Here is a 19,230-nt window from a genome sequence, read left to right on the forward strand (position 1 = left end):
TGGCGTTATCTCCTGAGCATCCGCGTGAGGCCCGCAGCCACCGTGGTCGCCAGAATCCAGCCCGTCACGATGAGCCCGGACGCGATCCACTGCGACGCACCGGGGGTCTGCCAGCGGTTCTTGTTGCCGAAGTCGACGATCGGCACCACCAGGTCGATCGTGTAGAGCCACGCGTTCCACGGCAGGTGGTCGTCGTCGTTGATCACCACCAGCGGTCCCTTGAACTGGAACCACATGCTGCCCACGACCCACGCCGCGATCAGCCACCCGAGTGCGCGCGCCGGGCGGTAGCCGTAACCGACCATCGAGCGCTGCAGGAAGCTCCACACCAGCACCAGCGGTCCCAGGAACCGCATGCCCTCGGCGACCGCGCGGTACCGCAGGCGTTGCTTCTCGATCAGCACGGTCGAGGCGTGCTCCTCGTTGCCGGACGCCGTCAGCATCTCGGCGAACTGGTCGTACGGGCGCGGGTGGTAGCTGCGGCGCATGGCCTGCCGAAGCCAGCGCAGCCGTTGCTCGACCTGGGCGTCGTCGCGCAGGTGGATCGGGTGGGCGAGCGAGTCGTAGCGGAAGTCGTCGAGGTCGATGAAACCGGTGGCGTTCCAGAAGTTCTCGTTGTCGTCCAACGAGGTGCAGCGCGCCTGCCGCAGTGTCACGAGGCCTTTCGGCGGCGACACGACGTTGACCATCAGCTCCTGGACCTGCATGCCCATGGCGTTCAACGCGTGGCTGTCGAGCTTGTAGCCGAGCACGGCGCCGTTGAAGTTCGCCATGCGGCCGATGGTCGCGCGACGGCACCGCACGCCGCCGTGCGCGACGAACTCCTTCTCGCCGCGCGCGCAGATGAGGTCGCGGCCGATCGTGGCGCCGCCGATGTCGAGCGACGGCTTCTCGCGCGGCTGGTGGCGGTACGTGCCCGGCTTGATCAGGCGGCTGCCGCGCAGGTCGAGGTTCGCGCCCACGGTGATGCCGCGCAGCTCCAGACCACCGGAGATCTCCGACTCGCGCACCACGAAGTTGCTGCCGATCTGCGAGCGGTTGGTCAGCAGGGCGTCCGCGGCCGGATTGTCCACAACGGCCCGTTCGATCGTGATGCTGCCGCGCACGTGCGTGTCGACCATGCGCAGCTGGCCCTTGATCCGCACACCGCGCCCGACGATGTCGCCGCCGATCTCGGCACCGTCGACGTGCAGCGCGCGGCCCGATCCGGTCGGGTCGGTGCCCACCGCCGGTGGCGACACGGCGTCCAGCACAGCGTCTGCCAGCGACAACGTGCCGCCGACGCGGGCGTTCACGGCGCGGACCGTGCCGAGGCTCGTGAAGTCGCGGTCGAGCTCCAGGTCGCCGGACACGTCGACGCGGTCGAGGATCAGCGTCGCCGAGGGGTCGGCGTGCGGGTCGGTGGTCTCCTCGAACACGTCACCGCGCGAGAGCTTGGCGCGGCTCAGCGACAGCGTGGAGCTGATCCGGGCGTTGGAGAGGAACACCACTCCGTGCGAGGTGAACGCGCCGAGCAGGTTGCCGCCGACCTGCATGCCGTTGCCGTTCAACGTGAAGCCGTTGGCGTTCTGCAGGATCGCGCTGCCGAGGTTGACGTTGCCGCCGATGCGCGCGCCCGCGAGCCGCATCTCGCCCTCGGTGTGGATGCCGAACGCGAGCAGCGCGCCCGCAACGGTCAGCCGGTCGCCGTGCACGCACAGCCCGCCCGGCACGCTGAACCTGCTGTCGCGCAACAGAACCGAGCCCGCGATCTCGGCATCGGTCAGGTCGACCAGATCGGAGACCCGGCAGCCGAGCAACGAGACGTCGTTGCTGCTGCTGAGGTTGCGCGCTTCGAGACCCGGCAGATCGCAGTCGCTGAACGAGATGCCGGCGAGGTTCGCCTGCCGCAGGTCGGGTGCCGACTCGAACTGGCAGCGCTCGAACTCGAGCACGTACGGCACCTCGACCGCGCGCAGGTCGAGCACATCGGTGACCACGCGGTCCACCACGCGGATGACGGGTGGGGTGCTCGGCTTGCGCCGAGGTAACCGCCACCCGCCACCACCTGAGTTGTCGTTCTCCCCCAACAGTCCCCGCAACACCTCCGCCGCGGTGACCCTCCCCCTGGCCACGTGGCTAGTCCGGGTCGCTCGGACCGTGGTGCGTCGGGTCGAGCACGCGAGCCAGGAACGACTTGGTGCGCTCCTCCTGCGGGTTGCCGATCACCTCGGCAGCCGGACCCTCCTCGACGATGTAGCCGCCGTCCATGAAGATCACCTTGTCGGCGACCTCGCGGGCGAACTGCATCTCGTGCGTCACGACCAGCATCGTCATGCCCTCGTCGGCGAGCTGGCGCATCACGCCGAGCACGTCACCGACGAGCTCGGGATCGAGCGCCGAGGTCGGCTCGTCGAACAGCATGACCTCGGGGTCCATCGACAGCGCGCGGGCGATCGCCGCACGCTGCTGCTGGCCACCGGAGAGCTGCGCGGGCATCGCGGCGACCTTGTCGCGCAGGCCCACGCGGTCCAGGTTGCGCAGGGCGACCTCGCGGGCTTCGCGCTCCGAGCGCTTGAGCACCTTGCGCTGCGCGACCATGAGGTTGTTCAGCACGTTGAGGTGCGAGAACAGGTTGAAGCCCTGGAAGACCATGCCGATCTTCGTGCGCGCCCGGTCGATGTCGACGTCCGGGTCGGTGAGCTCCGTGCCGTTGACGGTGATCTTGCCGCCGTTCGGCTCCTCCAGCAGGTTCACGCACCGCAGCAACGTCGACTTGCCGGAGCCGGACGGCCCGATGATGCAGACGACGTCCCCGCGGTTGACGCTGAGGTCGATGTTCTTGAGAACTTCCAGCGGGCCGAACGACTTCTTCAGCCCGGAGATCTCCACGCAGATCTCGCTCATACGACGGACACCTTCTTCCCGCCCGTGCGCTTCTCCAGGTACCGCGACAGGTAGCCGAGCGGCAGCGTGATGATCAGGTAACAGAGGCCCGCGATGAGGATCGGCGTCAGCGACGGGCTGCGGCTCAGCGTCTCGCGGCCGAACTTCGTGAGCTCGTACTGCTCGCGGAACAGGCCGAGGATGTAGATGAGCGAGGAGTCCTTGGTCAGCAGGATCAGCTCGTTCGTGAGCGGCGGCAGGATGATCCGGAACGCCTGCGGGATCACGATCGTGATCATGGCGCGGCCACTGGACATGCCGAGCGAACGCGCGGCCTCGACCTGCCCCTTGGGCACCGCCTGGAGGCCGGCGCGGATCGTCTCCGCCATGTAGGCGGCGCCGACGCCACCGAGCGCCAGCATGACCGTGGTCAGCGGCGGGAACTGCATCTGGAACGCGATCGGCACGCCGTAGTAGATGCCGATGAAGACCAGCAGCGCGGGCACGCCGCGGAAGAACTCGATGTAGACGGTGGCGATCCAGCGGTACGGAGCGACCGACGACAGCTTCATCAGCGCCAGCACGAGCCCGAGCGCGAGACCGAACCCGAATCCGAGCGCGGTGTAGACGATGGTGTTCTTCAACGCCACCGTGATCACGTTCGGGAACATCGACGCGGCGATCTCGGGGTTCAGGAACGCGCGCCGGATCTGGCCCCAGTCGGCGAGGAACGCGACCAGCAGGACTACGACGATCAGCACGCCGTACTGCACATAGCGGATGTACTGGGCCCGCTTGCGCCTGGACAGTGCCATTTGGGCTCCTAGCGATGTGGTTCGGACAAGCGGCGGGGCCGGCGCGTCGTGCGTGCACCGGCCCCGTGGAAAGCCGTTACTTCTTCTCCGGCTTCTTGCCGAACCACTTCTCGTAGATCTTGTCGTACTCGCCGCTCTCCTTGGCCTTCTTCAGCACGTCGTTGATCTTCGTGAGGAGGGCGGTGTTGCCCTTCTTCACGCCGATGCCGTACTGCTCACCGGTGGCGAACTCGGTGGTGACCTCGGTGTCCGGGAACTCCTTGGCGTAGTCGTAGAGCACGCCGTTGTCGTTGATCGCCGCGTCGACCGCGCCGGTGCGCACGGCGGTCTCCATCAGCGGGAGGTCCTCGAACTGGACGACGGTGTAGCCGTTCGCGGCCGCGTTGTCGTTCGCGTACTTCTCACCTGTCGTGTCCTGCTGGACGCCGAGCTTCTTGCCCTTCAACGAGGCGAGGTCCTTGTATCCGGAACCCTTCTTGACCAGCAGTGCCTGCGAGGCCTCGAAGTACGGGTCCGAGAAGTCGATCGCCTGCTTGCGCTCGTCGGTGATAGTCATGCCAGCCGCGGCCAGGTCGCACTGGTTCGCGTTGAACGACGTGCCCGAGGTGATCGTCTCGAACGGGGTGTCGAAGATCTGCTGGGTGACACCCAGGTCCTTGGCGATCAGGTCGACGAGGTCGACGTCGAAGCCGACGGTCTTGTCGCCCTGGCTGAACTGGAAGGGCTTGTAGCTGAGGTGGGTGCAGGTGACGAGCTTGCCGGCCTGCACCAGCGAGATGTTCGAACCGCCCGAACCCTGGTTCACCGGAGTCGCGCAGCCCGAAGCTGCCATCACGGCCAGCCCCAATGCCGGGATCATGGCCATCAACTGCCTGGTTCGACGAGCCACTGCGTCACTCCTCGTAACTGTTGCGGACGAGTGAACGGGATCCTGCCACCCAGGTGCCGTGGTGGACAGCACGTGCGTGTTACAGGCCACTGCCTTGCAACAAGTTTGCGTCAAATGGGCTCGTGAGCCGCAGAATCTTGCGTGAAATAGCCTAGATCACACAACGTCTGCACGTATTGCACCCGAATGGTAACCATCTGCGAGCGCGTCCTTGATCAGGATTTGATCACGATGATGCTGCTCAGCGCGTGCGTTCGGTCAACAGACCAGCCACCAACGCCGTCCACCCGGTCTGATGGGTCGCGCCGAGGCCTTCGCCCGTGTCACCGTCGAAGTACTCGCTGAACGTGACGTGGTTGCGCCAAAGCGGTGACTCGGAAGCCTCGATCCGCTTGCCGTCCGACGGCCGGCGCCCGTCGTGGTCCGGCAGGAACAACCCGACGAGCCGGTCGCTCAGCTCGTCCGCGACCTGCCCGGCGGTGAGGTGGCGGCCGGAGTGCGTCGGCATCTCGACCTGGAACGTGCCGTCGTGGAACGCGCAGACCGTCCTGAGCGCTTCGACCAGCAGCGCGTTGGTGGGCAACCAGATCGGGCCGCGCCAGTTCGAGTTGCCGCCGAACATCGGCGTGGTCGACTCGCCGGGTTCGTAGCCCATCCGGTGCTCCTGGCCCGCGACGTTGACCTCCAGGCCCTCGCGGTGGGCGGCACTCAGCGAGCGGATCCCGTGCGGCGAGAGGAACTCGTGCTCGTCGAGCATCCGGTGCAGCACGCGGCGCAGCTTGTGCTCGTCCAGCAACGACACGAACGCGCCGCGCTCGTAGTGGAACGTGATGAACTGCCGCAGCTCCGGCCGGCGTTTGAGCAGGTGCTCCAACCGGCTGGTGAAGCCGTGCAGCTCGCTGAGCACCCACGGTTCGAGGACCGCTGACGCCAGGAGCGGGATGAGGCCGACCATCGACCGCACCCGCAAGGGCTCCGACTCGACGCTGCCGTCCGGGCGGCGGCGCGAGACCCGGTCGTAGCAGAAGCCGTCCTCCTCGTGCCAGATCCCGCTGCCCGACGACCCGAAGTGCGTGAACGCCTCCGCGATCGACAGGAAGTGCTCGACGAACTTCGTCGCCACGTCCTCGTAGGACTCGTCCTCGCGGGCCAGCTCCAGCGCGATCTGCATCAGGTGCAGGCTGTACGCGGCCATCCACGACGTGGCGTCGGACTGCTCCAGCCGCCACTCGCCCAGCATCGGCTCGGACCTGTTGACCGGCCCGATGTTGTCCATGCCGAGGAAGCCGCCCTCGAACAGGTAACTGCCGTCGGCGTCCTTGCGGTTCACCCACCACGAGAAGTTGAGCAGCAGCTTGTGGAAGATCTTCGCGAGGAACTGCCGGTCCTGGCTCCCGTCCGCCCGGTAGACCTGCAACGCCGCCCAGGCGTGCACAGGCGGGTTGACGTCGCCGAACTCCCACTCGTAGGCGGGAATCTGGCCGTTCGGGTGCATCATCCACTCACGGCAGAACAGCAGCAGCTGCTCCTTCGCGAGCGCCGGGTCGACCAGCGTGAACGGAATCGTGTGGAACGCGAGGTCCCACGCCGCGAACCACGGGTACTCCCACTCGTCCGGCATGGAGATGACGTCCGCGACGTCGAGGTGCCGCCAGTGCACGTTGCGCGCCTCGGGCGTCCGCCTGCTCGACGGTGCCTCCGGCTTGGTCGGGTCGCCGTCGAGCCAGTCGCGCGTCCGGAACCGGTAGTGCTGCTTCGTCCACATCAACCCGGCCAGCGCCCGCCGCAGCACGTGCTTCTCTTCTGGGCTCGTTTCCGGCGCGATGGCGTCGTGGAACTCGTCCGCCTCCTGCTTGCGAGCCTGCACGGTCTCGCCGAAGCTCGGCCCGAACGGATCCACGTGCCCGTCACCACCGACGAGCCTCAGCCGGATCGTCACCGTCTCACCCGGCTCCACGGGGTCGAACGAGTACCAGGCCGCGAACTTCGTACCCGCCACCCCCGCGTCGTCCGGCCCGGCCACCTGACACGTGGACGTGCTGCCGTGCACCACGTAGTTGCAGATGCCGTCCTTCGTCCACGGCGACGGGTTGCGCTCGGCCCCGAAGAGCGACATCTCGTTGCTCTCGTTGTCCGTCATCAACATCGACGGCGCCCCGTCGAGGTGCAGCGTGTACCGCCCGAGGTTGCCGTGGTCAGCCGTCACCTTGCGCCCTGTCGACGTGCTCGCCACCAGCTGACAGGGCCGCTGATCCCGCCCCCACGCCCACGTGTTGCGAAACCACAGCTGCGGCAACAGGTGCAACGGCGCGTCATCAGGCCCGTGGTTGGTAGCGCTGATCTCGACGCAGATGTCGTCGGTGTCGGCCTTCGCGTAGGTGACCTGGACGTCGAAGAACCGGTTCTCGTCGAGCACCCCGGTATCGGCCAGCTCGGGCTCGCGGTTCTCCCGCCCGGCATTCCGCGCCATCTCCCGGAGCTCGCCGTACGGAAACTCCTTCTGCGGATACCGGTAGACCACCTGCATCCACGAGTGCGTGGGCGTCCCATCGGTCACCCACCAGTGCTCCTTGACGTCCTCACCGTGGTTGCCCTCGCTGTTGGTGAGGCCGAAGTACCGCTCCTTGAGAATGGGGTCGTTGCCGTTCCACAGCGCGACCGCCAGGTTGAGAAACCCGTGCACGTCGCAAATGCCGGCGATGCCGTCCTCACCCCACCGGTAGGCGCGGGCACGCGCGTGGTCAAAAGGGAACGACGCCCACGCATCCCCTTCGGGCGAGTAGTCCTCCCGCACGGTGCCCCACTGGCGACCCGAGAGGTACGGCCCCCACAGCCGCCACGGCGAAGTCGGGTTCTCCGACTCCGCGAGGCGCGCCCGTTCCGCATGTTCGCCCATCGGCCCAGTGTGGGACACGGGGTCGGATGCCTGGTCGGGCCCACGTCTGGTCTGAGTGTTTCCTCACTAAAAGCGGGGTGGAGCGTGACCTGAACGGCCGATTCAGGCCGCCTACGACGGTGAGGACGCCGCCATCAGAAACCTGCGCGACCTAGCAGCAGCGCGGATCGAGTTCCCGGCAGTGGTGCGCGACGACTCACGAACGACCTGGCCGAGGCGGCCCCGCGCAGGTCAACGCGCTGGCGAGAGCGCGAAGATACGCGGGGTCAACCCGGCGACAGGTCTTGCGTTGTTGGAGGATTCAGCGCTGAGACGACTGCGCGTCCAGCACCAACGCCACGGCCTCAGTGACCCGGGCCGCGTGCGCCAGGTGCAGCCACTCGTCCGGCACGTGGCAGTTCGAGTCAGGCCCAACAGCACCGGTCACGAGGAACTGCGCCTCGGGGTAAGCCTCGTGCAGCAGCCCCATGAACGGAATCGACCCACCGAGCGACACGGTCCGCCACGGCGCCCCGAAGACCTCCTTGCCGGCATCGTCCAGAACAGCCGACAACCAGGGCGCCAAAGCAGGAGCGTTCCACCCGTCAGCGGCCTCGACCCGCGAGAGCTCCACGGTCGCGTTGTAAGGCACGTCCGTGGTCAGCCGCTCACGCACAGCCTCCAGGGCCGCCGAGGAGTCAGCGGTCGGCGGCAACCGGAACGAGAGCACCAGCGTGGTGAACGGCCGCAGCACGTTGCCCGCGTCGTCCGGCGACGGCAGCCCGTCCGCACCGGTGACCGACAGGGTCGGCCGCCACCCGGTGCCCAGAGCCTGCTCAACCTCGTCCGAAGACATCGGCTGCAGGTCGCCAACACGCGGCACGGGACCCCACAAGGCGCCGGGCGCGGCCTCCACGGCCTCGCGGACCTCGGCCAGCCGGTGCGCGGGGATCTCGACGTGCATCTCCGGCACCAGGATCTCGCCGGTCGCGGAGTCCTCGAGACGGTCCAGCAGCACTCGCGCGATGCGGAACGACGACGGCACCATGCCGGACGCCATGCCCGAGTGCAGGCCGCCCTCCAGCACCCGCACGGTCATCGTGACCTGCACCAGGCCGCGCAGCGACGTGGTCAGCCACATGCGTTCGTAGTCCGAGCCGCCGGAGTCCAGGCAGACCACCAGAGACACACGGCCCAGACGAGAAGAGAGGTGCGAGAGGTAGGCGGGCAGGTCGGGCGAACCCGACTCCTCGCCGGTCTCCAGCAGCACGACACAACGCGAGTGCGAGCCGCCTGCCGCGCGCACGGCCTCGATCGCGGCGATTGCGGCATATCCGGAGTAACCGTCATCCGCCGCGCCGCGGCCGTAGAGACGTCCGTCACGCAGTACCGGGGTCCACGGGCCGAGTCCGTCGCTCCAGCCGCCCACCGGCGGCTGCTTGTCGAGGTGTCCGTAGAGCAACACCGTGTCGTCGCCCGCGTTACCGAACGCGGGCACGTCGACCACGAGAAGTGGCGTGCGTCCCGCCAGTTGGACGACTTCGAGAGTCACGCCGGGCAGCTCGCGGGCGGAGATCCACGCGCGCACGTGCTCGATCGCGGCGGCCAGTTCGCCGTGTTCGTCCCAGGCCGGGTCGAACGCGGGCGAGATCGCCGGCACGGCGACGAGCTGAGACAGGCTCGGGACGATGTCGTCGTCCCACAGCGTCCGGACGGTGCTGGTCACAACTGAACGGTCCACCTCTCGATCCTGTCACGACTCCGCCTCTGCTCGCGTCCCTAAGCTCATCCCCGGAGGCCTCTGGCAAAGTTAACGATCGGTAACCGGGACAGCTGCGTCCGGTAATCGAACGGCCTAGTCGGAGGACAAAAAGTCGAACCTCCGACTGTTGTCGCTGATCAGAACGTTGACTCGTGTGTTACGAAGTGGGACGGGTCTCACCAACACGGGTGAGGGCGTGTCAGGATGTGGTCGTAAGCCACCGTCAACGCCGACGGCTGCCTCCGGCCCCACAGGGTTGGCGGTGACCGCCGGCGTCGCCGCACGAGGTCGTCACGAGCGATCGGGCGGTCGGAGAGACAGAGGAGAAGGCGCATGTCGTCCCCTGAGCAATGGACGCACCCTGAGCCGGACGCAGCGCCGGCCGCCACTGCCGCAAAACCGACAGCGGAACAGGTGATCGCAGGCTTGCGAGCAACAGACGAGGGCGGCGCCGACCTGGTGCAGCTCCTCACCCCCGAGGGTGAGCGAGTCACGCACCCCGACTTCGACATCGACATCTCGGCGGAGGAGCTGCGCGGCCTGTACCGCGACATGGTCCTGATCCGCCGGGTCGACCGCGAGGCGAACGCGTTGCAGCGCAAGGGCCAGCTCGGCATCTGGGTGCCGTTGCTCGGCCAGGAGGCGGCGCAGATCGGCGCCGGCCGCGCGATGCGTCCGACCGACATGGCGTTCCCGAGCTACCGCGAGCACGGCATCGCGTGGACCCGCGGCGTGCACCCGACGGAGCTGCTCGGCATCTTCCGCGGCACCGACCAGGGCACGTGGGACCCGGTCGAGAAGCGCTTCCACCCGTACACGATCGTCATCGGCAACCAGGTCCTCAACGCGGCCGGGTACGCGATGGGGCAGAAGTTCGACGGCAAGGTCGGCGACGACGACGGCGAAGCCACCATGGTGTTCTTCGGCGACGGCGCGACCTCGCAGGGTGACGTGCACGAGGGCTTCGTGTGGGCCGCGGTCTACGACGCTCCGCTCGTCTTCTTCTGCCAGAACAACCAGTGGGCCATCTCCGAGCCCACCGAGCGCCAGTCGCGCCTGCCGCTGTACCAGCGCGCCCGCGGCTACGGCTTCCCCGGCATCCGCGTCGACGGCAACGACGTGCTCGCCACGCTCGCGGTCACGCGCTGGGCGTTGGACGAGTGCCGCCACGGCAACGGCCCGATCCTGATCGAGGCGTTCACCTACCGGATGGACGCGCACACCACCTCCGACGACCCGACGCGCTACCGGCTGTCGGACGAGCTGGAGCTGTGGAAGCTCAAGGACCCGATCGAGCGGGTCAAGGTCTACCTGGTCCGGCAGCAGTGGGCTGACCAGGAGTTCTTCGCGGGCGTCGAGGCGGAGGCGGACGAGCTCGCCGAGAACCTGCGCGAGTTCTGCGTCAACATGCCGGATCCGCCCGCCGAACGGATCTTCAGCAACGTCTACGCCGAGGGCAACCCCAACCTCGAAGCGCAGCGCGACGAATTCCTCGACTACGTCTCGGGTTTTGCTGGAGGTGAGCACTGATGGCTGCTCCGACCATGGACCGATCCACGACCGCTGCCCCGGCGACCCCGGTGCAGACGCTCACGATCTCCAAGGCGCTCAACATGGGCCTGCGGGCCTCCATGGAGGCCAACCCCAAGGTCATCATGATGGGCGAGGACATCGGCAAGCTCGGCGGTGTCTTCCGGATCACCGACGGTCTGCAGAAGGACTTCGGTGAGCAGCGCGTGCTCGACACGCCGCTCGCGGAGTCCGGCATCATCGGCACCGCCGTCGGCCTCGCGATCCGCGGCTACCGCCCGGTGTGCGAGATCCAGTTCGACGGCTTCATCTTCCCCGGCTTCGACCAGATCGTGTCGCAGGTCGCGAAGCTGCACTACCGCACGCAGGGCAAGATCAAGCTGCCCATCGTGATCCGCGTGCCGTTCGGCGGTGGCATCGGCGCCGTCGAGCACCACTCGGAGTCGCCAGAGTCGTACTTCGCGCACACCGCCGGCCTCAAGGTCGTCTCGTGCTCGAACCCGGCCGACGCGTACTGGATGATCCAGCAGGCGATCGACTGCGACGACCCGGTGCTGTTCTTCGAGCCCAAGCGCCGCTACTACGAGAAGGGCGAGGTCGACACCACGGCCCAGCCCGGCCCGCTGTTCCAGTCGCGGGTTCTGCGCACCGGCACGGACGCGACGCTCGTCGCGTACGGCCCGATGGTCCGCACGGCTCTCGACGCCGCCACCGCGGCTGCCGAGGACGGCACGTCGCTGGAGGTCATCGACCTGCGCACGCTGTCGCCGCTGGACCTCGTGCCGGTGTTCGAGTCGGTGCGCCGCACCGGCCGGCTGGTCGTCGTGTCCGAGGCGCCGTCCGAGTCCTCGATCGCCAGCGAGATTGCAGCCAAGGTCCAGCAGGAGTGCTTCTACTCGTTGCAGGCACCGGTGCTGCGGGTGACCGGCTTCGACACCCCGTACCCGCCGTCGAAGCTCGAGGAGGAGTTCCTCCCCGACCTCGACCGGGTGCTGCACGCCGTCGACCGCTCTCTCGCCTGGTAAGGGGAACAACGGAAATGCCGCAGTACAAGCAATTCCCCCTGCCTGACACGGCTGAGGGGCTGACCGAGGCCGAGATCCTCACCTGGCACGTCAAGCCCGGTGACACCGTCACGGTCAACCAGATCATCGTCGAGATCGAAACGGCCAAGGCCGCGGTCGAGCTGCCGTGCCCGTGGGCCGGCGTCGTGACCGAGCTGCACGCGGAGCCCGGTCAGACCGTCGAGGTCGGCGTCCCGATCATCACGATCGACACCGACCCCGGTGGCGCCGCCGCACCCGCGCCGGCACCTGCCGCGGCCGAGTCGAACGGCACCTCGTCCGGCAAGATCGGCGAGGAGATGCCGGGCGGGCGCATCGCGACGCTCGTCGGCTACGGCCCGAAGTCCGGCACGGCCAAGCGCCGCGCGCGCAAGGACAGCGCGCCGGCTCCGGCAGCCGCCGTTGCCGCCGCACCTGCTCCTGCGCCTGTCGTGGTGCCGGAACCCGTTGCGGTGCCTGCTCCGGTGCAGGCTCCCGGTGGCTACGTGCCGCTGGCCAAGCCGCCGGTCCGCAAGCTGGCCAAGGACCTCGGCGTCGACCTGTACGCGCTCACGGGCTCCGGCCCCGACGGCGTGATCACGCGTGAGGACGTCGAAAGCGCTGTCTCCGCACCGTCTCCCGTCGCCACGCAGTCCTTTGTGGACAACGGCTCGCGCGAACGTCGCGTGCCGATCAAGGGCGTCCGCAAGGCGACCGCGCAGGCGATGGTGGACAGTGCGTTCACCGCACCGCACGTCACCGAGTTCCTGACGGTCGACGTGACGCCGATGATGGAACTGCGCGCGCGGCTGAAGAACCACCCGGAGTTCCGCGGTGTGAAGCTGACGCCGCTCGCGTTCTGCGCCAAGGCCGTCGTACTGGCCACGCGCCGCACGCCGGACGTCAACGCGACGTGGGACAGCGCGGCGAACGAGATCGTCTACAAGGACTACGTCCACCTGGGCATCGCGGCCGCAACGCCGCGCGGCCTGGTGGTGCCGAAGGTCCGCGACGCCGACCGGATGTCGTTGAAGGAGCTCGCGGTCGCACTGGACGAGCTCGCGACGGTCGCCCGTGACGGCAAGACGTCGCCGGCCGACATGATGAACGGCACGATCACGATCACGAACGTCGGCGTCTTCGGCGTCGACACCGGCACGCCGATCCTCAACCCCGGTGAGTCCGCGATCCTCGCCCTCGGGGCGATCCGCGACATGCCGTGGGTGGTCGACGGCGAGATCAAGATCCGCAAGATCTGCCAGCTCGCGCTGTCGTTCGACCACCGCGTGGTCGACGGCCAGCAGGGCTCGCAGTTCCTGGCCGACGTCGGCGCGTTGCTGGCCGACCCCGGCTTCGCGATGACCTACTGAGAACAGGTCGTGGGTGTTTCCTTCCTGGTGGAGGAAACACCCACGACCTCGTTTCCGGCCTCCAGTCGACCTGCCCTGGACGGCTTCCGTTCGCAGGCGCAGGCTCGCGATGCCGACGACGGTGGTCTCGCCCGTCGGCTCACACTTTTCGCCCATCCAGCTCTCGTCCTGAACGTGTGCCTGTACGCAGGTCACACCGCCCGTGCCCGTAGCGACGACCCGGAGCGCCTCGAGCCGGAGCCGGACGTCTCGGCGTTCGCCGGCGCGGCCACAGCACCGAGCAGCGCGGCAACGAGCCCGACACAGCCAACAGCAGCCTTCAGCGCATGCGAAAGAGAACGCATTGATTCCCCCCAGAACCGTCGTTGACGGCACCAGGGCGATACCGATGCGATCAACGTTTTCGCAGGTCACGCGGCTGTGTCGCCAGGTCGTTCAGTCCAGCCGGAGCGTGTTCGCGCCACCCGTCCGGTTATTCGGTTTGACCCTCCAGCTACTGGAGACTGCAGAGTTGTCCCCGTGACGCGCTACCAGATCGGCGAGCTCGCCAAGATGACCGGACTCACAGTCCGGACCATCAGGTTCTACTCCGACTCGGGCCTCATCCCGCCCACGGACAGAACCGCCGGCGGCTACCGCACCTACGACGCAGAAGCGGTGGCCAGGCTGAAGCTTGTCCGCACCCTGAGGGATCTGGGCGTGGACCTGCCGACCGCCGGCCGCGTGCTGGCCCGCGAGGTGTCGGTCACCGACGTGGCGCGTGCACATGCGGAAGCGATCGACGCGCAGATGAAGACGTTGCGGCTGCGCCGTGCCGTCCTGCGCGCCGTCGCCAAAGGAGGGGAGATGGAACTGATGAACGAGTTGGCACGGATGTCGGACGAGGAGCGCCAGCGCATCCTCGACGACTTCTTCGAGGAGGTGTTCGGGCCCTACGAGCTGGATCCGCAGTTCGAGCAGCGCATGCGATCCGTGCGGGTCGAGCTGCCGGACGACCCGTCGACCGAGCAGCTGGAGGCGTGGGTCGAGCTCGCGAAGCTCGTGCAGGACCCCGACTTCCGCGCGTCGGTCAAGCGGATGTCCCAGCAGCACGAGGAGTTCCGCCGCAACGGTGAGGACATGGGGCCGCGGTCGGAAGGCCAGATGGAGGCGTTCAACTTCGCGATCGTCCAGGCCCGTGAGGCTCTCGATGCCGGTGTCGCGCCGGAGTCGGACGCCGCTCGCGAGGTCGTGGAGCGCGTGAACGCCAAGTGGGCGGAGGCGATGGGCCTGCCGAACGACGAGAACCTCGTCGAGCGGCTGCGCACGTTCTCCGACTTCGCCGACCCGCGTGCCGAGCGGTACTGGGTGTTGATCGCGAAGATCAACGGGTGGCCCGCCATGCCGGACCACTCGCGTGAGCGCGCCTGGCTGCGCGCCGCCGGCCAGCCGTTCGGCTAGACCACCTCGCAACGGGAACCAGCTGGGCGCCCAGCTCGTTCCCGTAGCAACGAAGGGGGTCGTGATGTCTGCGTTGTTCGAGGTGCTCGGGGGCGTTCTCGGGGAGATGTTCGGCCCGTCCGGCGACGACAGCCGCGGCGACGGGGACGTGTTCCTGGACGGCCGCTGGGAAGAGGGCGAGCTGTTCTTCGGTCCCACGAAGATCGTCTGGGCCGAGCGGATCGTGTTCAGCCCCGAGGAGGGCCGGGTCGAGCTGATCACCGACCACGAGCCGCCGCATCCGAACTTCGTGGTGCTGCACTTCCGCCGCGCGGACGACACGGTTCTGCTCGCCGTGCACCGCCGCGAGCTCAAGCGCGTGGGCGCTATCCTGCCGCTGCCTGACTAGCGGGGATCCCTGATGCGCTCAGCCACGCCGCTGAGTGCGAACACACCACCGGACATCGCGAGGCAGATCGCGCTGACCAGCCGCTGGTTCGCCGCCTGAGCGTCCTCGTACTGCTCCTTGGTGAGCACGGTGACGGTCTTGCGGTGTGTGGTCGTGTACTGGCCGTTCTCGTACTTGAGGTTGCCCGCCGTGCTGCCGCTCACCATGGTGACGAGCGCGATGAGCCAGCCTCCGTAGAACGCGAGGGCGGCCAGCACGATCGCGAACGCCGGCATCGCCGCGCGCAGCGTCCGGAACAGTCCTTTGAGGCCGTCGGTCCGCAGTCGCGTGCGCCGGAAGCGCGCCACCATCAACACGATGAGCCCGACGGTCGCCACGATGAGCGCGAAGTTGGCCCACTCCGGCAACAGCGCCGCTCCCAGCACGACCGTCGCGGTGAGGACGATCGCGCTGACCGCACCCACGACCGCGGCGGCGGCCTGCACCGGCAACAGCTTCATGGCAGGTCAGGCGCCGACCGGGACCGGTTGCATCTCCTTCGCGGGAGGGTTGGCCGCGGGCTTCTTCGCGCGGCGGGCGATGATGCGGCGGCCGAGCTCGATCGCCGGGTGCTCGACCCAGCGGAACACCACGTCGGCGAGCAACAGCGACACCAGGGTGACCACCACGGCCGTGAGCGTGCCGTAGACCTGGAAACGAGGCAGCAGCGCGCCGACCATGAAGGCGGCGATGCCCTGGAACAGGTACAGCGAGTAGGAGCGGTCGCCGACGAAGCGCATCGGGCTGGTCGACAGCAGCCACGTCATCGGGTTGCGGCCCATCAGCGACACGATCAGCATCGCCGTCAGCACCGCGTAGGCCAGCAGCAGCACCACGGCGTTGCTGGTGGAGTGCCAGAGGGTCTCCATGTTCACGTGCAGCGCGGTGAAGCCGATGATCGCCACCAGCGCGAACAACGGGTGGGTCAGCGGCTGGACGAACCTGTACAGGCGCTTGCTGTTCATGACGATCGCCAGCAGCGCGCCCACCAGCAGCACCACGTAGTGCACGGTCGAGGTGTAGAGCGCGGTGATCGAGTAGGCGGTGTACCAGCCGGCGGTCAGCGGGATGCAGGCGATCAGCACGGCCATCGCACCCAGTGCGATGTAGACACGGCGCCGGGCCGCGGCCACTCCCGCGAAGACCATCAGCGCGGGCCACACCAGGTAGAACTTCTGTTCGATGCCGAGCGTCCACGAGCCGGAGAAGTAGTCGTTCGGAGCGCCCTTCATGCCCTCGGGCAGGAACTCGTTCATGAACGTCAGGTAGTACTTCAGCGTCTCCGGGTACCGGATCGTGAAGAAGTCGCCGCGCAGGTAGAAGAACGCCATGATGAACGCGAAGATCACGAAGTACGGCGGCATGATCCGGAACACGCGCCGGATGTAGAAGTTCTTCAACGAGATCCGGCCCTTGGTGTCCTGCTCACGCAGCAGCAGCGTGGTGATCAGGAAGCCGGACAGCACGAAGAAGAGGTAGACGCCGACCCACCCGGAGAGCCACTTCCACTCGGCGCCTCCGAAGTGGAAGAACACCACGATGACGGCCGCGAACGCGCGCAGGCCGTCCAGCGCGGGAAAGCGCCGCATCGCCATGAACTCGGCATGGGTCAACGTGCGCACGACGCTCCTCCAAGATGGGATCGCCCAGACCGCGGGGCGCCCCGGAGGCTATCAAACGCCCCAAACCGCAAGCTGCGAGCGTGACGGCTACCTGAGTCCTTTGACGACGTTCCGCAGCTCGGCCTCCTTGCGGTACAGCGTCGGCACCGCCTTGGTGACCTTCGCCAGCAACACCGTCTGGTCCACCGGCGCCACCGCGTCCCACGTCAACCCGCCGGGCTTGCTCAGCTGGTCGACCAGCCCGATGGCGGTCTTGGCCGTGTCCGCCGCCACCGTCAGCTCGGCCTTGCTGGCCTTGAGCGGCTGTGCCTCGACCACGGCCGCCGCCTCGGTGATCGCCCTGACCTGCCCCGGCAACGTGCACGGCACCTCAGGCGAATGCAACCCCTTCCGCTGCGCGGCGGCCGAGGTGTTCGCCTCCTTCACGCTGCCCAGATAACGCGTGCCGTTGACCACCGGCACCGCCAGCCCGTCCGCGATGAGCGCGGCGTTGACGAACGTTCCGTCCTGCTTGGACAGCGCCGCGAACTGTCCTTCCCCGACCACGGTGACCGGAGTCCCCTCGGGCAGCAGCTCGATCAGCCGCTTCCGGGACTCCAGATGCAGACACTCGCCCGCACCGGGCGCGTCGACGTTCACGAGCCGCACCACCGCGACGCGATCGCCCTCGCGCACTTCGACCGTCTCCGCGTCGACCACCCGCACGACGTGACTGACCACAACGGGCTTCGGGCGGTCCACGACCGTCACGACGTAGGCACTGCCCGCGGCACCGGCCAGAACCGCGGCAGCCATGAGGTACACATTCGGGAGCATCTCGATCCCCCTAACGCCGATCTACTGGGCTGATCGGAGCAGTGGAACCCGGTGTTACTCCACGCGTTCGCGGATTTACCGTCGGCCAACCAACGCGACTTACGTTCACGTACGTGCTGATCAAACTGGGAATCGTCACGACCGGCGTAGCCCTGTTCCTCGGGGGCACCGCACAAGCAGCGGAGGTACCAGTGGTGCCGAAGCCGCCGAACTGCTCGAGCGCGGTGAAAATCGGCTCGGCCGGCGTCCTGAAGCGAGGCGCCACGACCGTCGCCACGATCACGCAGTACGAGGGCTGTGGCGGCAAGTACGGCCACGTCCGCGTGCAGGCCACGACCCCGTTCCGCGCGGCGGTCCGGCTGAGGGCGGACACCGTGTCCACCGTGCCGACGATCGGCGAACCGAACCAACGCGACGTGTGGACGTTCAGCAGGATGATGAACGACATGTGCACGATGGCCGTGGCCACCGTGACTCACGACGGCGCCTCCCTTGAGGGGCGCAGCGGTCGGTCCTGCTGACGAAACGAGAGCGGGCGGCCCGAAAGCCGCCCGCCCACGTCACCTGATCTGCATCCCGGAGATCGCCCGCGACACCACGAGCCGCTGGATCTCCGACGTCCCCTCGAAGATGGTGAAGATCTTCGAGTCGCGGTGCATCCGCTCCACCGGGTGCTCCCGCGTGTACCCGGCTCCACCCAGCACGTGGATCGCCCGCTCCGTCGCCCACACCGACACCTCGGACGCCTTGAGCTTCGACATCGAGCCCTCGCCAGCGGTGAACGGCACGTTGTTGCGCCCCATCCACGCCGCGCGCCACACCAGCAGCCGCGCCGCGTCGATTTCCATCCGCATGTTCGCCAGGTCGAACGCGATCGACTGGTTCTCGATGATCTTCCGCCCGAACGCCTCGCGGTCCTTGGCGTAGTCCAGCGCGTACTCGTAGGCGGCGCGTGCGACACCGACGGCCATGGCGCCCACGGTCGGGCGCGTGGTCTCGAACGTCGCCATCGCGGCCTGCCCGCCGGCCTTCTGGCCTTCGCGGGCACGAGCCAGGCGGGCCTCCAGGCGTTCGCGACCGCCCAGCACGCACCGGCCCGGCACCCGGACGTCGTCGAGGAACACGTCGGCGGTGTGCGAGGCGCGCATGCCGTGCTTCTTGATCTTGCCCGGCGACGACAGGCCCGGCGTGCCCGGCGGGATGATGAAGCCGGCCTGGCCGCGCGAGCCCAGTTCGGGGTCGACGACGGCCGTCACGACGTGCACGTTCGCGATGCCGCCGTTGGTGGCCCACGCCTTCTGGCCGTTGATCACCCACTCGTCGGTGGCCTCGTCGTAGCGCGCCCGCGTGCGGTACCCGGCGACGTCCGAACCGGCCTGGGGCTCGGAGGCGCAGAACGCGGCCAGCTTCGGCTCGTTCTCGTCGCCGAAGCACTCGGGCACCCACTCGGCCAGCTGCTCGGGCTCGCCGGACGCGAAGATGCCTGCGACGGCCAGACCGGTGCCCATCAGCGACAACGCGATGCCGGCGTCACCCCAGAACAGCTCTTCGGTCGCGATGGGCAGCGACAGCCCGATCGGGTCCGCGAACCAGGTCGCGAGGGCCTCGAAGCCGTAGAGGCCGATCTTCGCGGCTTCCTGGATCACCGGCCACGGCGTCTCCTCGCGCTCGTCCCACTCGGAGGCCGCTGGCCTGATCACGTCCTTCGCGAAGCCGTGCACCCAGTCGCGCAGGTCCGTCTGGTCTTCGTTCAGCTCGAGCGAGAAGCCACCCACT

The 19,230-nt window shown here is 68.0% G+C and carries 16 protein-coding genes; 6 read left to right on the forward strand and 10 right to left on the reverse strand.

Annotated features, from left to right (window positions below; all coding sequences use genetic code 11):
- Window positions 1-5 precede the first annotated feature (5 nt).
- The 6 genes from C8D87_RS10050 to C8D87_RS10075 all read right to left on the reverse strand — a co-directional run bounded on the left by C8D87_RS10050 (window position 6) and on the right by C8D87_RS10075 (window position 9,185).
- A complete protein-coding gene (locus tag C8D87_RS10050) occupies window positions 6-2,114 on the reverse strand; it encodes a hypothetical protein (RefSeq protein ID WP_112226475.1) in 2,109 nt (702 codons plus the stop codon).
- 4 nt (window positions 2,115-2,118) lie between these two features.
- Window positions 2,119-2,886, reverse strand: coding sequence for an amino acid ABC transporter ATP-binding protein (locus tag C8D87_RS10055; RefSeq protein ID WP_109629770.1), 768 nt, complete (start codon window positions 2,884-2,886; stop codon window positions 2,119-2,121).
- Window positions 2,883-3,680: an amino acid ABC transporter permease gene (locus C8D87_RS10060; RefSeq protein WP_109629767.1), complete on the reverse strand. Its 798-nt coding sequence runs from the start codon at window positions 3,678-3,680 to the stop codon at window positions 2,883-2,885. The genes C8D87_RS10055 and C8D87_RS10060 overlap by 4 nt, the downstream gene beginning before the upstream one ends.
- A gap of 76 nt (window positions 3,681-3,756) precedes the next feature.
- On the reverse strand, window positions 3,757-4,569 hold the full coding sequence (locus tag C8D87_RS10065) for a basic amino acid ABC transporter substrate-binding protein (RefSeq protein ID WP_112226476.1): 813 nt from the start codon (window positions 4,567-4,569) through the stop codon (window positions 3,757-3,759).
- A gap of 241 nt (window positions 4,570-4,810) precedes the next feature.
- Window positions 4,811-7,465 carry an MGH1-like glycoside hydrolase domain-containing protein gene (locus C8D87_RS10070; RefSeq protein ID WP_112226477.1) on the reverse strand — a complete coding sequence of 885 codons (2,655 nt, stop codon included), beginning with the start codon at window positions 7,463-7,465 and terminating at the stop codon, window positions 4,811-4,813.
- Window positions 7,466-7,766: 301 nt separating this feature from the next.
- Window positions 7,767-9,185: a M20/M25/M40 family metallo-hydrolase gene (locus C8D87_RS10075; protein WP_112226478.1), complete on the reverse strand. Its 1,419-nt coding sequence runs from the start codon at window positions 9,183-9,185 to the stop codon at window positions 7,767-7,769.
- A gap of 354 nt (window positions 9,186-9,539) precedes the next feature.
- Between C8D87_RS10075 and pdhA the strand changes: the two genes are divergently transcribed.
- The 5 genes from pdhA to C8D87_RS10100 all read left to right on the forward strand — a co-directional run bounded on the left by pdhA (window position 9,540) and on the right by C8D87_RS10100 (window position 14,977).
- Window positions 9,540-10,736: a pyruvate dehydrogenase (acetyl-transferring) E1 component subunit alpha gene (pdhA, locus tag C8D87_RS10080; RefSeq protein WP_112226479.1), complete on the forward strand. Its 1,197-nt coding sequence runs from the start codon at window positions 9,540-9,542 to the stop codon at window positions 10,734-10,736.
- Window positions 10,736-11,761 (forward strand): alpha-ketoacid dehydrogenase subunit beta, encoded by a 1,026-nt coding sequence (locus C8D87_RS10085; protein ID WP_112226480.1) that lies wholly within the window; start codon window positions 10,736-10,738, stop codon window positions 11,759-11,761. Before pdhA ends, C8D87_RS10085 begins: the two co-directional genes overlap by 1 nt.
- 14 nt (window positions 11,762-11,775) lie before the next feature.
- Entirely contained in the window at window positions 11,776-13,149 is a 1,374-nt protein-coding gene (locus C8D87_RS10090) for a dihydrolipoamide acetyltransferase family protein (protein ID WP_112226481.1), read from the forward strand.
- Window positions 13,150-13,668: 519 nt separating this feature from the next.
- A complete protein-coding gene (locus C8D87_RS10095) occupies window positions 13,669-14,589 on the forward strand; it encodes a helix-turn-helix domain-containing protein (RefSeq protein WP_112226482.1) in 921 nt (306 codons plus the stop codon).
- Between the two features lie 64 nt (window positions 14,590-14,653).
- Window positions 14,654-14,977 (forward strand): hypothetical protein, encoded by a 324-nt coding sequence (locus C8D87_RS10100; protein ID WP_112226483.1) that lies wholly within the window; start codon window positions 14,654-14,656, stop codon window positions 14,975-14,977.
- Here C8D87_RS10100 and C8D87_RS10105 read toward each other — a convergent pair.
- The 3 genes from C8D87_RS10105 to C8D87_RS10115 all read right to left on the reverse strand — a co-directional run bounded on the left by C8D87_RS10105 (window position 14,974) and on the right by C8D87_RS10115 (window position 17,433).
- Window positions 14,974-15,477, reverse strand: coding sequence for a hypothetical protein (locus C8D87_RS10105; protein WP_112226484.1), 504 nt, complete (start codon window positions 15,475-15,477; stop codon window positions 14,974-14,976). The genes C8D87_RS10100 and C8D87_RS10105 overlap by 4 nt on opposite strands.
- A gap of 6 nt (window positions 15,478-15,483) precedes the next feature.
- Window positions 15,484-16,638: an acyltransferase family protein gene (locus tag C8D87_RS10110; RefSeq protein WP_112226485.1), complete on the reverse strand. Its 1,155-nt coding sequence runs from the start codon at window positions 16,636-16,638 to the stop codon at window positions 15,484-15,486.
- Window positions 16,639-16,725: 87 nt separating this feature from the next.
- The gene (locus C8D87_RS10115; RefSeq protein ID WP_146771670.1) at window positions 16,726-17,433 is read right to left on the reverse strand and encodes a thermonuclease family protein; all 708 of its coding nucleotides are present in this window, start codon (window positions 17,431-17,433) and stop codon (window positions 16,726-16,728) included.
- 134 nt (window positions 17,434-17,567) lie between these two features.
- Between C8D87_RS10115 and C8D87_RS10120 the strand changes: the two genes are divergently transcribed.
- Window positions 17,568-17,975: a hypothetical protein gene (locus C8D87_RS10120; protein WP_146771671.1), complete on the forward strand. Its 408-nt coding sequence runs from the start codon at window positions 17,568-17,570 to the stop codon at window positions 17,973-17,975.
- A gap of 39 nt (window positions 17,976-18,014) precedes the next feature.
- Here the strand turns inward: C8D87_RS10120 and C8D87_RS10125 are convergent, their stop codons facing one another.
- Window positions 18,015-19,229: an acyl-CoA dehydrogenase family protein gene (locus C8D87_RS10125; protein WP_109629725.1), complete on the reverse strand. Its 1,215-nt coding sequence runs from the start codon at window positions 19,227-19,229 to the stop codon at window positions 18,015-18,017.
- Window position 19,230: the final 1 nt, after the last annotated feature.

The sequence above is a fragment of the Lentzea atacamensis genome (assembly GCF_003269295.1).
Lineage (GTDB): Bacteria > Actinomycetota > Actinomycetes > Mycobacteriales > Pseudonocardiaceae > Lentzea > Lentzea atacamensis.

Excerpts from the sequence above, each read along its gene's own strand:
- C8D87_RS10060 (WP_109629767.1), bottom strand. The coding sequence starts at position 3,680 with ATGGCACTGTCCAGGCGCAAGCGGGCCCAGTACATCCGCTATGTGCAG.
- C8D87_RS10070 (WP_112226477.1), bottom strand. The coding sequence starts at position 7,465 with ATGGGCGAACATGCGGAACGGGCGCGCCTCGCGGAGTCGGAGAACCCG.
- C8D87_RS10055 (WP_109629770.1), bottom strand. The coding sequence starts at position 2,886 with ATGAGCGAGATCTGCGTGGAGATCTCCGGGCTGAAGAAGTCGTTCGGC.
- C8D87_RS10090 (WP_112226481.1), top strand. The coding sequence starts at position 11,776 with ATGCCGCAGTACAAGCAATTCCCCCTGCCTGACACGGCTGAGGGGCTG.
- C8D87_RS10100 (WP_112226483.1), top strand. The coding sequence starts at position 14,654 with ATGTCTGCGTTGTTCGAGGTGCTCGGGGGCGTTCTCGGGGAGATGTTC.
- C8D87_RS10105 (WP_112226484.1), bottom strand. The coding sequence starts at position 15,477 with ATGAAGCTGTTGCCGGTGCAGGCCGCCGCCGCGGTCGTGGGTGCGGTC.
- C8D87_RS10085 (WP_112226480.1), top strand. The coding sequence starts at position 10,736 with ATGGCTGCTCCGACCATGGACCGATCCACGACCGCTGCCCCGGCGACC.
- pdhA (WP_112226479.1), top strand. The coding sequence starts at position 9,540 with ATGTCGTCCCCTGAGCAATGGACGCACCCTGAGCCGGACGCAGCGCCG.
- C8D87_RS10115 (WP_146771670.1), bottom strand. The coding sequence starts at position 17,433 with ATGGCTGCCGCGGTTCTGGCCGGTGCCGCGGGCAGTGCCTACGTCGTG.